13 protein-coding genes and 1 tRNA gene are annotated in these 15,823 nt (G+C 48.7%); 11 read left to right on the top strand and 3 right to left on the bottom strand.

Annotation, left to right across the window (positions count from 1 at the left end; all coding sequences use genetic code 11):
• The first annotated feature begins 141 nt into the window (after nucleotides 1-141).
• The 10 genes from gspD (at nucleotide 142) to OEY58_11395 (ending at nucleotide 12,204) form a co-directional block, all read left to right on the top strand.
• Nucleotides 142-2,280 carry a type II secretion system secretin GspD gene (gene gspD, locus OEY58_11440; GenBank protein ID MDH5326065.1) on the top strand — a complete coding sequence of 713 codons (2,139 nt, stop codon included), beginning with the start codon at nucleotides 142-144 and terminating at the stop codon, nucleotides 2,278-2,280.
• Nucleotide 2,281: 1 nt separating this feature from the next.
• On the top strand, nucleotides 2,282-3,829 hold the full coding sequence (gene gspE / locus OEY58_11435; protein MDH5326064.1) for a type II secretion system ATPase GspE: 1,548 nt from the start codon (nucleotides 2,282-2,284) through the stop codon (nucleotides 3,827-3,829).
• A gap of 12 nt (nucleotides 3,830-3,841) precedes the next feature.
• Complete coding sequence (gene gspF, locus OEY58_11430) at nucleotides 3,842-5,053, top strand: type II secretion system inner membrane protein GspF (protein MDH5326063.1); 1,212 nt, start codon at nucleotides 3,842-3,844, stop codon at nucleotides 5,051-5,053.
• The gene (locus tag OEY58_11425) at nucleotides 5,054-5,551 is read left to right on the top strand and encodes a CinA family protein (GenBank protein MDH5326062.1); all 498 of its coding nucleotides are present in this window, start codon (nucleotides 5,054-5,056) and stop codon (nucleotides 5,549-5,551) included.
• A gap of 255 nt (nucleotides 5,552-5,806) precedes the next feature.
• Nucleotides 5,807-6,835: a recombinase RecA gene (gene recA / locus OEY58_11420; GenBank protein MDH5326061.1), complete on the top strand. Its 1,029-nt coding sequence runs from the start codon at nucleotides 5,807-5,809 to the stop codon at nucleotides 6,833-6,835.
• A gap of 7 nt (nucleotides 6,836-6,842) precedes the next feature.
• Nucleotides 6,843-7,307 carry a recombination regulator RecX gene (locus OEY58_11415; protein ID MDH5326060.1) on the top strand — a complete coding sequence of 155 codons (465 nt, stop codon included), beginning with the start codon at nucleotides 6,843-6,845 and terminating at the stop codon, nucleotides 7,305-7,307.
• 297 nt (nucleotides 7,308-7,604) lie between these two features.
• Nucleotides 7,605-10,205 carry an alanine--tRNA ligase gene (gene alaS, locus OEY58_11410; protein MDH5326059.1) on the top strand — a complete coding sequence of 867 codons (2,601 nt, stop codon included), beginning with the start codon at nucleotides 7,605-7,607 and terminating at the stop codon, nucleotides 10,203-10,205.
• 41 nt (nucleotides 10,206-10,246) lie between these two features.
• Complete coding sequence (locus OEY58_11405; GenBank protein MDH5326058.1) at nucleotides 10,247-11,464, top strand: aspartate kinase; 1,218 nt, start codon at nucleotides 10,247-10,249, stop codon at nucleotides 11,462-11,464.
• A gap of 193 nt (nucleotides 11,465-11,657) precedes the next feature.
• A complete protein-coding gene (gene csrA, locus OEY58_11400) occupies nucleotides 11,658-11,861 on the top strand; it encodes a carbon storage regulator CsrA (GenBank protein ID MDH5326057.1) in 204 nt (67 codons plus the stop codon).
• Nucleotides 11,862-12,111: 250 nt separating this feature from the next.
• A tRNA-Ser gene (locus OEY58_11395) sits at nucleotides 12,112-12,204 on the top strand.
• A gap of 577 nt (nucleotides 12,205-12,781) precedes the next feature.
• On the opposite strand, the gene OEY58_11390 is transcribed toward OEY58_11395, so the two are convergent.
• Genes OEY58_11390 through OEY58_11380 form a run of 3 tightly spaced genes read right to left on the bottom strand, consistent with a single transcriptional unit; the run spans nucleotide 12,782 to nucleotide 14,361 of the window.
• Nucleotides 12,782-13,366, bottom strand: coding sequence for a diheme cytochrome c (locus tag OEY58_11390; GenBank protein MDH5326056.1), 585 nt, complete (start codon nucleotides 13,364-13,366; stop codon nucleotides 12,782-12,784).
• A 10-nt stretch (nucleotides 13,367-13,376) separates the two neighbouring features.
• Nucleotides 13,377-13,781: a DUF1924 domain-containing protein gene (locus tag OEY58_11385; protein ID MDH5326055.1), complete on the bottom strand. Its 405-nt coding sequence runs from the start codon at nucleotides 13,779-13,781 to the stop codon at nucleotides 13,377-13,379.
• Nucleotides 13,782-13,794: 13 nt separating this feature from the next.
• Nucleotides 13,795-14,361, bottom strand: a complete 567-nt coding sequence (locus OEY58_11380; protein ID MDH5326054.1) for a hypothetical protein — start codon at nucleotides 14,359-14,361, stop codon at nucleotides 13,795-13,797.
• 324 nt (nucleotides 14,362-14,685) lie between these two features.
• Here OEY58_11380 and OEY58_11375 point away from each other — a divergent pair, with 324 nt between their 5' ends.
• Complete coding sequence (locus OEY58_11375; GenBank protein MDH5326053.1) at nucleotides 14,686-15,816, top strand: cytochrome b/b6 domain-containing protein; 1,131 nt, start codon at nucleotides 14,686-14,688, stop codon at nucleotides 15,814-15,816.
• Nucleotides 15,817-15,823: the final 7 nt, after the last annotated feature.

The following is a 15,823-nucleotide window of genomic DNA, read 5'->3' as shown; positions in this document are numbered from 1 at the left end:
TAAGAAAGTAACTTGGATTGCTGACAGGTTTGTCATAAGGAGTAATTGTCGTGATGTCGTCAGGGGTGGGCGATGTTGCAGTTGTAGGTAGATCTCGCAGGGATGAACGGGGCAAGAATAATCAAAACAGGCGATTTAATAATGTTTATGTTTAAACGAAGTACACAATTAACAGGCCGGTTGCAACCGCGAGTTTGGGCGGCATCGGTTTTATTGTTGGCGGTGTTGTTTCATGTCCCGGCTACTGCAGCCAAACTGAGTCTAAATTTTAAAGGCGCAGACATTAACGCCGTGATTCAGGCAGTAGCCGATGTGACCGGGAAAAACTTTATTGTAGATCCTCGCGTCAAAGGTAAAGTGACCATTATTTCCAAACGAGCGTTGAACGAGCGTGAAGTTTACGAAGTTTTTTTAAGCGTGTTGGATGTGCATGGCTATACCGCAATTCCCAGCGGTCGAGTCATTAAAATCATTCCGGATGCAGATGGTAAACACAGCGGCATGCCCAGTGCCAATGAAAAAAACCCGGGAAAGGGTGATGAGGCTGTAACCCGTGTGATAGAAATTGATCACGTCAATGCGGCGCAGTTAGTACCTATTTTACGTCCATTGGTGCCGCCTCAAGGACACTTGGCCGCCTACCCACAGAGCAATGTGCTCATTATTTCCGATCGGGCGCGTAATATTGAGCGCATCGTCAAAATCATCAAGCGTATCGATCAACCCACCAGTGGTGAAATCGAAATAATCCAGTTGGAGCATGCAGCAGCGGCAGACCTTGTGCGAGTATTAACCAGTTTGCAACAAAAAGCGACCAAGGGGGCAGCTAAAACAGATGAACCCACGTTTGTGGCAGATGAGCGCACTAACAGTATATTGATTGGCGGCGACAAATCTGCGCGACTGCAATTACGAGCCATCATTTCTCACTTGGACACACCATCCGAAGTGGTGGGGGATACCCATGTAGTGTACTTACGTTATGCCAATGCCAAGGATATGGTGCCGGTACTGACCGGAGTCGGTGATACCCAGAAAAAGGCGGGTATCGCGGGTAAGCCGGGTGCTAAAGGAGCGCCTGCGCCGGTGGCGAGTCGGCCGAGTGGTAGCGGACAGCCTTTATTGAACATTCAGGCTGATGAGACTGCGAATGCGTTGGTGATCACGGCGCCTCCGGCATTGTTCCGTTCTCTGGAAGCAGTGATTCGTCAATTGGATGTGCGTCGGGCCCAAGTTATGGTGGAGGCCATCATTGCAGAAGTCTCTGTAGATAAGGCTGCCGAAATGGGGATTGAGTGGTTTTTTGATGGTAGTAACAGCGACCGTCCGGTGGGAACCATCAACGCGAGCAGCAGCGGTGTAGGATCTGTTGTTGCCTATAACGAGTCCGGTAGAGCTCAGGATGCCGCCGGTCTGTTGGGATCGGGTGCCACTCTGGCGTTTGGTCGTTTTAATAGTAATACCTTTAACTTTGCCGGCGTCATCAAAGCGCTAAGAAGTACCGGGGACACCAATATTCTATCCACCCCCAGTATTGTCACGATGGACAATCAGGAAGCGGAAATATTTATCGGCGAGGAGGTATCCATTCCCACCGGTTCCTTTACCAATACCGGTGGCGGAACGGCCCCCGCTAATCCTTTTACTACTTATGAACGGGTACCCATCGGGATTTCCCTGAAAGTGAAACCCCAGATCAATGAAGGTGATGCCATTTTACTGGAGATCAATCAATCAGTGGACAGCATCAAACAGGGGGCTGCGGGCCAAGGTGATGTGGTGACGGTGGAGAGGAAAATCAACACCAGTGTGATGGTGGATAATGGCAAAATGCTCGTATTGGGCGGTTTGGTGAAGGATGATGTAGTGGAAGCTCATCAACAAGTGCCTATCTTGGGCGATATTCCCATACTCGGGGCTTTGTTCCGCCACAGTTCGGTGAAGAAATTGAAAACCAATTTAATGGTGTTTTTGCGGCCGGTTATATTGCGCGACGAACGCCAAGGCACCATCTTGACCAATAGCAAATACACCTATATGCGTAATTTACAACTTCAGGCGGGAGAGGAATTACCCATTCTGGCCGAGGAGTCTCGTCCTATATTACCCGAGTTTGATGTGATGATGGAATTGCCGCCCAGTTTTCATAGCTTGAACCCGGACGCTAAACCCTTGTTTGAAGGGAAAACACTGCAGCCACCGCCTCAATCCAGAGCGGTACAAACACCGGCTCCGGCGAGCGAATTGCCACCGCCACCCACCGCGGACGAAAATTTCTAAAATGGACGAACAAACTCTGTCGCACGAGTCCGGTAGTGTGCCTGATGCGCTGCCAGAGCCAACCGCAGAAATCGCATCGGCTGCTCGGCAGTTGCCCTTTGCGTTTGCCAAACGTCACGGAGTATTGGTTACAGAGCAGCAGCAGGGTAAGGCGCAGGTGTTATGCCGCCCCGGCGTAACTCCGGCTATATTGGCGGAGATTCGGCGTTACTTGCAAGTACCGATTAAGTTGAATGTGGTGCACCCGGACGAATTTGACGGTACCTTGCAGCGTGCCTACGAACAGGATTCGGATCATGCCATGCAAATGATGGATGATCTGGACGATGAAGCAGACCTGTTTCAGGTGGCGGAGCAATTGCCCGAACCTGAAGACTTGCTTGAGAGCGAGGATGATGCGCCGATCATTCGTCTTATAAACGCTATTTTTACCCAGGCCATCAAGGAAGACGCTTCGGACATACATATTGAGCCTTTTGAAACCAAGTTAACGGTGCGGTTTCGGGTAGATGGTGTATTGCGCGAAGTGCTGTCACCGCGACGCGTATTGGCTCCCTTAATTGTGTCCCGAATCAAAGTTATGGCCAAGTTGGATATTGCGGAGAAACGTTTGCCTCAGGATGGTCGGATTTCATTGTTGGTGGCGGGGCGTCCAGTGGATGTGCGTGTTTCCACCATACCTACCGGGCAGGGCGAGAGAGTTGTACTACGCTTATTGGACAAACAAGCGGGGCGTCTGGATTTGGAACATCTGGGTATGAATCCCGTGTCCCTCAATGTACTGGAGCGGGTCATTCATCGACCCCATGGCATTTTGTTGGTTACCGGACCCACCGGTTCCGGAAAAACCACTACCCTGTACGCCGGAATATCCAGTTTGAACAATAACCGTCGTAATATTATGACGGTGGAAGATCCCATAGAGTACAACTTGGAAGGGGTCAGTCAGACCAATGTGAACAGCAAGGTGGATATGAGTTTTGCCCGTGGGTTACGTGCTATTTTGCGCCAAGACCCGGATGTGGTTATGGTGGGTGAAATTCGTGACTTGGAAACGGCGGAAATTGCCGTACAAGCCAGCTTAACCGGTCACTTGGTGTTATCTACCTTGCATACCAATAGCGCGGTAGGGGCGGTGACCCGATTGCGTGATATGGGGGTAGAACCCTTTTTACTGTCCTCCAGTTTGTTAGGCGTATTGGCTCAGCGCTTGGTACGGATATTGTGCCATGAGTGTAAAGAACCTTATACCCCCAATGAATTGGAATGCGAACGTTTCGGTTTTGACAGCGCAAATCCACCGCAAATATTCAAGCCAAAAGGTTGCGCCAAATGTAACTACCAAGGCTATCGGGGTCGTACCGGTATTTATGAGCTCATCGAAGTGGATGACAATTTGCGTGACATGATTCACGACGGTTCCGGCGAACACGCTTTGGAGGCCTATGCAAGAAACAAATCCGCAGGTATTCGTCAAGACGGTTTGCGTCGGGTAACTGCCGGAGATACTTCCTTAGATGAAGTGGTTCGGGTAACTCGAGAAGGCTAAGGAAGATTAAGCTTGGGCGCTTTTGAATACACCGCACTGGATGCTAAGGGCCGGGAAACCTCCGGCGTTATGGAGGGCGATGCTGCCCGGCAGATTCGCCAGCAATTGCGTGAACAGGGGTTGACCCCCCTGGCAGTTGAAGAGGTTCAACAACGCGAAGCGAAAACCCAGCGCACTTTTTTTCGGACCAAAATCAGTGGCACCCAATTAGCACTCATTACCCGGCAATGGGCTACATTGGTTCGATCCGGTCTACCGGTTGAAGAAGCATTACGTACTGTCGGTCAGCAGGCGGAAAAAGCGCGTTTAAAAAGTCTGGTGATGGCGGTACGTTCCAAAGTCATGGAAGGCCATTCATTGGCCAACGCACTGGCCGAGTTTCCCCATGTATTTTCCGAATTGTATCGAGCCACCATTGAAGCCGGAGAGCAGTCCGGACATTTGGATGTGGTATTGGAGCGCTTGGCGGACTATACCGAGACGCGCCAACAACTGACTCAAAAAATGTCTCAGGCGCTGATATACCCGGTTATTCTCACATTGATAGCCATATTTGCGGTGGCCTTTCTGCTTACCTTTGTGGTTCCTAAAATCGTACAGGTGTTTGAAAACATCAATCGCGATCTTCCCCTGTTGACTCAATGGCTCATAAAAATCAGTGAATTTTTAGGTGCGTATTGGCTACCGCTACTGATTTCACTCTTTGTCTTGGTGGGAATGTTCGCTTACTTTATGAAATTTGAAGGGTTTCGTTTTAAAGTCCATTTGGGTTTGCTGCGGATACCATTAATTGGCCGTATGGTCCGCGGAGTTAACGCCGCCCGGTTTGCTCGCACGCTGAGTATTGTGGCCTCCAGTGGTGTTCCTATTTTAGATGGGTTACGCATTTCCGCTCAGGTAGTTGTGAATCTGCCTATGCGTAAAGCGGTAGACGAGGCAGCGGCCAAAGTCCGGGAAGGCTCTGCCATCCACAAAGCCCTGGATGCGAGCAAATATTTTCCGCCCATGACCATTCACTTGATAGCCAGCGGTGAAGCCAGCGGCAATATAGAAGAAATGTTGGAACGAGCGGCGGAAAGCCAGGAACGGGAATTGGAATCCATCACCGCCGGTTTGCTGGGTGTCTTTGAGCCCGTGTTGATTTTAGTGATGGGTGGCGTGGTGTTGGTCATTGTTCTGGCTATTTTACTACCCATATTCGATATGAACCAAAGCATTAAATAAATGGACGTACTGACGGACCTGTCCCGCCAGGTGGGAGAACGTTTGTTGCAACTGGGATGGATGCTGGCCACAGCGGAATCCTGTACCGGTGGCTGGGTGGCTCAAAGCGTGACTGCCATCGAAGGGAGTTCGCAGTGGTTTGACCGTGGGTTTGTTACCTATAGTAACCAAGCCAAGCAGGACATGTTAGCGGTAAGCTCAGAAACCCTGGTGCAACACGGTGCGGTTAGTGAGGCTACGGTGTTGGAAATGGCCGCAGGGGCCGTTACTCATAGTCGCGCCCAATGTGCCCTGGCCATCAGTGGTATTGCCGGACCCGGTGGCGGTACTGAAGCCAAGCCGGTGGGAACGGTGTGTTTTGCCTGGTGCGTTAGCCATCGTAGCGAGAGCATTTGTTGTCACTTTGACGGTGATCGCGCCGGGATCCGCCGTCAATCAGTGGAGTTTGCTCTAAGAGGTTTGTTGCAGCACTTGGAGTCTGGGGTCATCACCTCTTAATTTCCGCTTTGATTTTTCTGTTCTCAATTTCACCGCGAAACCGCGGAAAATCCGCTAAAATGTATGTTTTTGATACATAACCGGTTCCCATCTTTGTAGTACAAAAATTGATCATTGCGTAAATAATTTGACTATGAGCTATGCCGGATCTATGGAATAATTGCGGGCCGGAATACGTGCATTTTTTAGAACCTATCTCAAAATATGGATTTTGAGATAGGTTCGAGTAAACCAACTTCAACGAGGACGACATACGTGGATGACAACAAGCAGAAGGCTCTAAGTGCAGCTTTAAGTCAGATCGAAAAACAATTTGGGAAAGGCTCAGTGATGCGTATGGGAGACAACGATACCCAGCGTGACATTGATGCGATTTCCACCGGTTCTTTGGGGTTGGATGTGGCACTGGGTATTGGTGGTCTGCCTCGTGGGAGAATCGTTGAAATCTATGGTCCGGAGTCCTCAGGAAAAACCACACTGACGTTACAGGTGGTGGCCGAGTCACAAAAATTGGGCGGTACCGCTGCATTTGTGGATGCGGAACATGCACTCGACCCAGCTTATGCGCAAAAATTGGGCGTAAACGTGGACGACCTGTTGGTATCTCAACCGGATACGGGCGAGCAAGCGCTGGAAATTACCGACATGCTGGTACGCTCCGGCGCCGTGGATGTGGTGGTTGTGGATTCGGTGGCGGCTTTAACACCAAAAGCGGAAATCGAAGGGGATATGGGTGATCATCACGTGGGATTACAAGCCCGTTTGATGTCACAGGCTTTGCGTAAATTAACGGCCAATATTAAACGCTCCAATACCCTGGTGATTTTCATCAACCAGATTCGCATGAAAATTGGCGTTATGTTTGGCAATCCGGAAACCACTACCGGCGGGAACGCTTTGAAATTTTACAGCTCCGTGCGTTTGGATATTCGTCGAACCGGGGCTATAAAGAAAGGGGATGAGGTTGTCGGTAACGAAACCCGTGTCAAAGTGGTGAAAAACAAAGTGGCACCCCCGTTTAAACAGGCTGAGTTCGACATTCTCTATGGAGAGGGGATTTCCCTCGAAGGCGAGATAATCACTCTGGGTGTGAAAGAAAACATCATCGATAAAAGCGGAGCTTGGTACAGTTACAACGGCGATCGCATCGGACAGGGTAAAGATAACGTACGGAACTTTCTGAAAGAAAACCCGGATATAGCGGACGAAATAGAAGGGCAAATTCGAGCTGCTTTGCTGCCGACTCTGAACGCAGGGCAGGAATTGGAGGAAATGGAGGCGTAGGACACGATTGGCTGAACTCGAGTTTCCAGAAACCAAACTGCGGGATGTGCGGATCGCCGCTATGAATATGTTGGCGCGCAGGGAGCATTCCTGCGCCGAGCTTAAGCGTAAATTGCAGACAAAGTCCTATCCCAAAAATTTGATAGAGACGGTAGTGGAACAATTGCGGGCTGAAAATCTCCAGAACGACAGCCGCTTTACCGAGTCTTACATCCGCTTTCGGGTACAAAAAGGATTTGGCCCCATAAAAATACAACACGAGTTGAAAGAACGGGGTGTGGATGAAGACTTAATTCAAGTCTTTTTGGATATGTCCGACGAACGTTGGGACGAAGCGGCAGAAGAAGCCAGGGCGAAGCGGTTTGGTGTCGCTGTACCCGAAGATCCAAAGGAAAAGGCCAAACAGGCAAGGTTTTTACAGTACCGAGGTTACGGCCACAGCCATATGAAGGCTTTGTTTTCCAGGGATTGAACGCTTTGAGCCAGTACGCGGACGCTTTGAGCCAGTACGTGAAAGTGGCAGTGTGATATGAGGCGACACTTACAAAGGAACCTTTAACGATGTGATGACTATGATCCGGGTGTGTTTTTGACGCTGAATCGATGGACGCAATCGCCAGTGTAAATAACTGTACACCAATCGTTACAGAAAAGCAGTACAAAGAAAAGGTTCTCAAGAATAAAGCAGCACAGTAACCAATAATCTATTAACACAAAGGAATAAATCAGCCATGTCCGTGCACATGTATGGCATGGTTATAAGTAAATTATGAAGACATCGGAAATACGTGAGAAATTCCTGACTTTTTTTAAAGAGCGTGGTCACGAAGTGGTGCCCAGCAGTCCGCTGGTGCCGGCAAACGATCCCACCTTACTGTTTACCAATGCCGGTATGGTTCAGTTCAAGGACGTGTTTCTAGGTCAGGACAAACGCAGTTACGTTCGGGCAACCAGTTCCCAACGTTGTGTTCGGGCTGGTGGGAAACATAATGATCTGGAAAACGTAGGTTACACAGCGAGACATCATACTTTTTTTGAAATGCTGGGTAACTTTAGTTTTGGTGATTATTTCAAGCGTGATGCTATTCAGTACGCCTGGGAGTTTTTAACCCAGGTTATTGGTCTGCCACCGGAGAAACTGTGGGTCACCGTATACGAAAAGGACGACGAAGCTGCGGATATTTGGCTAAAGGACATGGGCGTGGATCCAAAGCGCTTTGGTCGTATCGGTGAGAAGGATAATTTCTGGTCCATGGGGGACACCGGTCCTTGTGGTCCCTGTAGTGAAATTTTTTACGACCATGGTGAAGCCATCGCCGGAGGGCCACCTGGATCACCTGATGAAGATGGTGATCGCTATATCGAAATCTGGAATCTGGTGTTTATGCAGTACAACCGCGATGCCAATGGAACTCTTACACCCTTACCGAAACCATCCGTGGATACCGGGATGGGTTTGGAGCGCCTGGCGGCGGTGCTGCAAGGGGTGCACAATAATTATGAGATTGATTCCTTTCAGAGTCTGCTCAAGCCCGCAGCGAAATTGGCAGGTATCAACGACCTGAATAACACGTCCTTGAGAGTGATTGCTGACCATATTCGTGCCTGCTCCTTTCTCATTGTCGATGGAGTAGTGCCCTCCAATGAAACTCGCGGTTATGTGTTGCGGCGCATTATTCGTCGCGCCATTCGTCACGGGCACAAATTGGGTATAAAAGGTACGTTCTTTCACCAGTTGGTAGAGCCGCTGGTTAAGGAAATGGGCGCAGCCTATCCGGAACTGGCGAAAGCAAAAGACGAAGTGAAGCGTTTATTGAAACAGGAAGAAGAGCGTTTTGCCGAAACGTTGGATCAAGGCATGACGATATTGGAGCAGGAAATTCGCTCTTTGAAAAGCACAGTTATCCCCGGTAGTACAGTATTTAAGTTGTACGATACCTACGGATTTCCCGATGATTTAACTGCAGACATTGCCAGAGAACGTAACCTAACCCTGGATATGGCCGGTTTTGAAAAGGAAATGCAGCTGCAACGTGATCGCGCCCGTGCTGCTAGTAATTTCGGTATGGAACAGCAGGTGTCCTTGAAAGTCGAAGGAAACACAGAGTTTACCGGTTACGAGCATTTGGCCGACCAGGTCAAGGTGAAAGCCTTATTCACTGATGGCGAAGCCGTGGATGAACTGGAGCACAATACACCGGGTGTATTGGTGCTGGACCGTACGCCATTTTACGCGGAATCAGGCGGTCAGGTGGGGGATATGGGGCAGATCACGGCGGGCGGGGTGAAGTTTGTGGTGGAAGACACCCAAAAGCAAAACGACGTCATTTTGCACATCGGTCGAGTGACCGAAGGGCGTGTCAAACTGGGCGATACGCTCAGTGCCGAGACTGATACGGTTAGACGCTTGGGTACTGCTCATCATCACTCTGCGACCCATTTAATGCATGCCGCCCTGCGCCAAGTGTTGGGGGAGCATGTGCTACAAAAAGGTTCTTTAGTGGATGCGGAGCATTTACGCTTCGATTTTTCTCACTATGAAGCTGTGAGCGCAGAGCAACTGGATCAAATCGAGGCCCTGGTTAACCAACAAATTCGCGCTAACCTGGAAGTAAAAACCCAACTAATGTCGCATAAGGAAGCCATAAATTCCGGTGCTATGGCTTTGTTCGGGGAAAAATACGGGGATACCGTGCGTGTATTGAGCATGGGAGATTTTTCCGTGGAGCTGTGTGGGGGCACTCATGTGAGCCGTACCGGCGACATTGGTTTATTCAAAATAGTGGCGGAATCCGGCACTGCGGCCGGTGTGAGGCGAATCGAAGCTGTGTGCGGTCGTACAGCCTTGGAGTGGGTGGCACAACAAGAGCATCGACTCAAGGCTCTAAGTGGGTTGGTTAAAACCTCACCAGATCATTTATTGGAAAAAGTTGATCAGCTGTTGCGAAAAAACAAAGATCTGGAAAAAGAACTCGCGGCTTTGAAAGGAAAATTGGCCAGTAATCAAGGCGAAGACCTTTTAAGCAAAGCACAAGAAATAAATGGTATAAATGTTCTTGCGGCACGTCTTGACGGCGTGGAGCCCAAGTCCTTGCGAGATACAGTTGATCAACTTAAGAACAAACTGGGATCGGCGGCAGTGGTTTTGGCAACCGTTGTAGACGGTAAAGTCAGCTTGGTGGCTGGTGTGAGCAAGGATCAAACAAGCCGTGTGAAAGCCGGAGATTTGGTCAATGTTGTGGCCCAACAGGTGGGTGGTAAAGGTGGTGGTCGCCCGGATATGGCTATGGCAGGGGGCAATAATCCAGAAACCTTAGATGAGGCATTAACTTCTGTGCCCGAATGGATCAGAGAAAAGCTTCAATCTTAATATCGGTATTAATAACTCTTTTTTGACTCGGTCTAAAAAAAATGGCATTAATTGTACAGAAATACGGTGGTACTTCAGTCGGCACTGTTGAGCGAATCGAAAATGTTGCTGAAAAAGTAATCACCAACCGGGATGCCGGCAATGACGTGGTGGTAGTTGTGTCCGCCATGAGTGGCGAAACCAATCGCTTGGTGGCATTGGCAAAAGCGATTACGGAGCAGCCTGAACCACGGGAACTGGACGTGTTATTGTCCACCGGAGAGCAAGTCACCATCGCTTTGTTGTCGATGGCACTGATTAAGCGGGGTTATCCGGCTGTATCTTATACCGGTTCGCAAGTGCACATTCTTACCGATAATGCACATAATAAAGCGCGAATTTTGGATATCGAGAAAAGTCGGGTACAAAATGATTTGAAGCAAGGAAAAATTGTCATTGTCGCCGGATTTCAAGGGTCGGATGAATACGGCAATATTACGACACTGGGTCGGGGTGGCTCAGATACGACTGCCGTGGCATTGGCAGCTGCATTGGGGGCGGACGAGTGTCAAATTTATACCGATGTGGACGGAGTTTATACAACTGATCCTCGCGTTGTGCCGGAGGCACGACGCCTGAGTCGGATTACGTTTGAAGAAATGCTGGAAATGGCCAGCCTGGGGTCGAAAGTGTTGCAGATTCGCTCAGTGGAATTTGCTGGAAAATACAATGTACCGCTGCGGGTCCTTTCTTCTTTTGAAGAAGGTGAAGGGACACTGATTACCTATGAGGAAGATGAGATGGAACAAGCCCAAATTTCCGGTATTGCATTCAACCGGGATGAAGCCAAATTGACCATTTTGGGTGTGCCGGATCAGCCGGGTGTGGCTTACAGCATATTAGGCCCCATCGGCGAGGCCAATATTGAAGTGGATATGATAATCCAAAACGTGGGTGCAGACGGGACCACGGATTTTACTTTTACCGTGCATCGCAATGATTACGACCGTGCTATGCAAATACTTAACAAAGTGGCACAAAATTTGAGTGCAAGAGAAGTTAACGGTGATAACAAAATTGTAAAAATATCGCTGGTAGGGGTGGGTATGCGTTCCCATGCCGGTATAGCCAGTAGTATGTTTGAGGCGCTCGCGAAGGAAGGCATTAACATTCGCATGATCTCAACGTCCGAGATAAAAATCTCAGTAGTAGTGGATGAGAAGTACTTGGAATTGGGTGTACGAACTTTACACAATGCATTTGGCTTAGAACAAGCATAAGTGAATCTTGCTGTGGGTGGTGGCAGTTTTAGGTAAGGTTTTGATACAGAACTAAATTTTACATAAATCTTAGCTAAGTTATTAAATGCTGAAGAGAAAGAGGATAGGGGCCGATACAGTACCCTGTAAGGCTAATCCCTATAACAAATCCCTCTGTATGTAGGAGTTAGGTTAAATAAGGAGATATATAAAGATGTTAATCCTAACAAGACGCGTTGGTGAATCGTTGATTATCGGCGATGACGTGACCGTGACGGTACTCGGTGTTAAAGGTAATCAAGTGAGAATTGGAGTGGACGCGCCTAAAAACGTGTCAGTTCATCGCGAAGAGATTTACGAACGGATTCAAAAAGAAAAAGAAGGCGATACCGAGTCTGGTGATAAAGCTGTAGGTTAAGAAATGGAGTTGTTGCAGCTTGGCAGTAAGTTGAGGGCAGGTTTCGACGATTAAGCTGCAACATATTCGTTGTTTATAAGAAAAATTAGACACAGACCGCCAGGCTGTGTTCCCCAATCGCAAGAAAAATCAGCAAAAGTGAAAAAAACGGGTTCCCTATTGACGCCAGTTTTGGCAGAATGGCCCGTCTAAATCGGGCGTGCTTGCGCCTCAGCAAGTTAGATCGAAACTTAAGAACAACACAGTTTATGGAGAGATGGCCGAGAGGCTGAAGGCGCTCCCCTGCTAAGGGAGTATGGGGTTAATAGCTCCATCGAGGGTTCGAATCCCTCTCTCTCCGCCACCCAAAAAAAAGACCCAATCGGGTCTTTTTTTTTGGGTGGCGGAGAAGTTCATTTCACTAAACACGCATCACCTCGCCATCCCTGGCGCAACTTTCGTTCTCCAAACTACCCCCAGCCTTGCCTTCCCCGGCAATGCGCTCGCCGGGAAAAAGGTTCACCGGACCTTTTTCTTTTTCCGGCTCGCCCCTCCGGTTCGACAAACTGCGAGAGCAGTTTGGCCACGAGTCCATGGACGGACGAGGTAGTACGTCGGGAACAGGTAGTCGAGCCGCAGGCTGCCCGTAGGGCGAGCAACACGCTGTGAGGCACAAAATCGTCCGGAACGATTTTGAACATCGGAACGCAGAGACGATGGCCCGCAGGGCAGTGCACAAGGATGTGCACTGTAATCCCGTTCTGCGGGCACCGGAATGCTGATACAAACGGGTCTTTTTTTGGGGTGGCGGAGAGGGGGCGGAAAGTTCGATGACTAAAGCGGCGGTAAACCAGAACCGTAGGGCGGATTAGTTTACGTAATCCGCCGAACAGACTTTATGCGTTTACATTGTTTCTATGAGCAATATTTTCTGTTAAGCCCTACCAAGTCCAAACCCCATATTCCGGAATCACCACGGTATCGTCATCAAATCTGGCTTCATCGGCTTTTTGATGGCATTTGTCACAGAAACTCATGGATTTGATTTTCTTGTTGCTTTTAACTTTTTCCTTCACTTCCTCATGTTTTTCCTTAATGTAAGGTACTTCCGTAATACGCTTGGGGGCGGAGCCGGCATCGAGAGATGCCATAACTTTCTTGGAACGTTTGTAGTAGGATTTCTCGGCCGATTTTGCAACCAGCGCCTGTAACAATTGCGTGCGCATTGCTTCGTCCAACTCCGCGTTTTCGCCAAAGTGGTCCGCCAGGGCTTTGGCGTCCAAGAGTTTTTCCCAGGAGGCCTGTGGCAATAGCCCTGCGGGATAAGCGAAGTGGCAGGAGCCGCATTCTTCTTTATAGGTAGCATTGTTCATGGGTTCCACTTCTTTCATACGTTCGAAGCTGAAAAACCATGACCAAAAGCTTTGTTCTTCCGCCGCTACCATGGAAACATTGCCCAGAGCGAGCAGGCCCAGTAATACGACAATGGCTTTGTTTTTCAAAAAAGGATTCATAACAGTATTCATAATTGGTGTCCTACAGTTGAGACAGGTATTTCAGTAAATCGCCTTTTTCCTGATTGGTGCATTCTCGACCTACGGTCCATTTACAATTGCGTTTAAACCACTTGTTGATTTTCTTTAACTTGGTAAAACGTTCTTTGTTAACGGAGGGAGCCAAAGGTTCTATGGTTTTACCCGTCTTGATATGTTTGCCGGCTTTGCTTAAATCGTCACCGTGGCATGTGGCGCATTGACGGACTTTACCGTCTTTTTGAGGGTAGGTTTTGTTCCAAAATGTTTTACCGGTGTTGGCATCAAAGCTTAAGGATTGGCCATTAGCGAATTGCTTGAAGGCGTCTTCCAGGGCACCGGCTCCACAGAGGCTGCTGAATGCGGTCAGCAAGGCGGTGACCGTGATGGTTGTGAATATTTTTACCATTACAGTCTCCCGCTTACCAGGTGTATTTAATGCCGCCCAGCATAAGCACGGTTCCGCTGATTCCCATGCCGGCATGACCTCCTTCCGGAGCCTTATCTATCGCCAACATAAAGCCTATGGCGCCTAAGGTAGACAGTGCCGCGTGCATATTATCCGGGTTGGAGAATCCGCCTTTTAAACTGAGATCTTCAAAGTGAAAAGCCAGGCCTGTGGCGACGGCGGCGCCTCCAAAAAATGCTGCACCTCTAGCGAAATACTCGTGAGGTCCATCTTCCTCTTTCGGCAAGGCTGCCGCAATGACAGCCATGCCGATGGAGCCCAGTCCCAGGTATTGGTGAAACTTGTTACCGGTGAACCAGCGTTCCTGAAACGGCGTTTTTGAATCCGTCTCGGCGGTATTGTTTTGCATGAGGTTAGGGTCGGTGTCCGCAGCCGCCAGAAACAAGGAGGCTTGCTCATCAGTATAAGTGTTTGCCATGGGTGGGTATAGAATTAAAGGTGCTGGTGACTCTTCCGCAATGGCTGTCGAGCTAAGCAATAGGGGCAGGACCAACAGTGACCTGGCAAAGTTCATAAACATAGTTTCGCCTCTAGTGAATAGTTTGTTAAATGAATAGAGCGATTATTCATGATAAGGACGACGCAGGAGGAGGCTATGGGTTCCGTTCCTTGCTGGATGAGACTTATCTTGATAGCAACAATGTTAGTAAGGAAAGGGCTGGAAGGCAATACACAAACAATGCTGTTAATCAATTCTTAAGCTACTTCAATATGATATTCCTAACAGTAGCGATATATTCAACTCAGGAATATCGCTGAACCTTTTAAAGGTTTGACTATCACACCCGATAGCATATGCGGTGACATCCGCTTCCGTTTTGTTCAACAGCACAATACGTAGAATATGAAACAGAAAAACCCTAGTACAGTTATTTGGGACTTGCCCACCCGAGCATTTCATTGGTTATTGGTATTAAGTTTTTTGTTGGCTTGGTTGAGCTATGATGATAACCGCTTCTTGTTCGTGCATGTATATGCCGGCTATACCATGCTTGCTCTGTTGGGGTTTCGGTTTTTGTGGGGAGTGATAGGAACTCGTTACGCACGATTTCACAGTTTCGCTTATGATTGGCGCTCTGTAACAGCGTATTTAAAAGGCTTGTTGGACGGTACTGCCATGCGCCATATAGGCCACAATCCCATTGGTGGTTGGGCTATTTTCCTGTTGCTGGCGTTGGGCTTGGCTGTAGCTTTTTCCGGGCTTATTACTTTAGGTGGTGAAGAAGGCCACGGACCATTGGCGGGTTGGGTGGGTTTTCGCATCGGTATCCTCAGTCGGGAGTGGCATACTTTGCTGGCTTGGGGAATGTTGGGTTTGACTGCGATTCATGTGACCGGTGTATTGGCTGAGAGCCTGTTTCATCGCGACAACTTGATTTGGTCCATGATTACGGGTCGCAAAGACGGTACTGCAGGGGAGCCTGGGGTCCATGGGCATCACCTGTTAGGGCTGCTCATGGTGGTTTTGGTGAGCGCATCGGCACTGTTCTATTTTCGTGGTTACTTGACCGAGAGCGCAGACAATTTATATCAACCTTACACGGGGCCTGAGTTGCCGGATAATGCGCAGTGGCGAGAGGCTTGTGGGGAATGTCACTTTGCTTTTCATCCCTCTTTGTTGCCCAGGCGTTCTTGGGAAAAAATGTTTTCACAACAACACGAACATTTCGGCGAAGACTTGGATTTGAGTGAGGATGATGCAAAGTCTTTATTGGAGTTTCATTTGAAATATCCAGCAGAATCCAACTTGACAGAACCGTCGCGAAAAATACTTTATTACACCCCGGAAAACGAATTACCTCTACGAGTTTCTGAGACGCACTATATTGTGAAAAAGCATAAGGATATTGAAGATGTCTATTGGAAGCATAATAAAGTTAAAAGTAAGAGCAACTGTAGCGCTTGCCACTTGGATGCGAACCGCGGCACCTACGAAGATTCTGATATGAGGTTGCCGGATATAAACACGAAATAATCATTGA

The organism is Gammaproteobacteria bacterium (assembly GCA_029882975.1).
In the GTDB taxonomy this organism is placed as follows: domain Bacteria; phylum Pseudomonadota; class Gammaproteobacteria; order SZUA-152; family SZUA-152; genus JAJDNG01.
The sequence above is the reverse complement of the archived record's forward strand: the minus strand, read 5'-3'. Positions and strand labels throughout refer to the sequence as shown.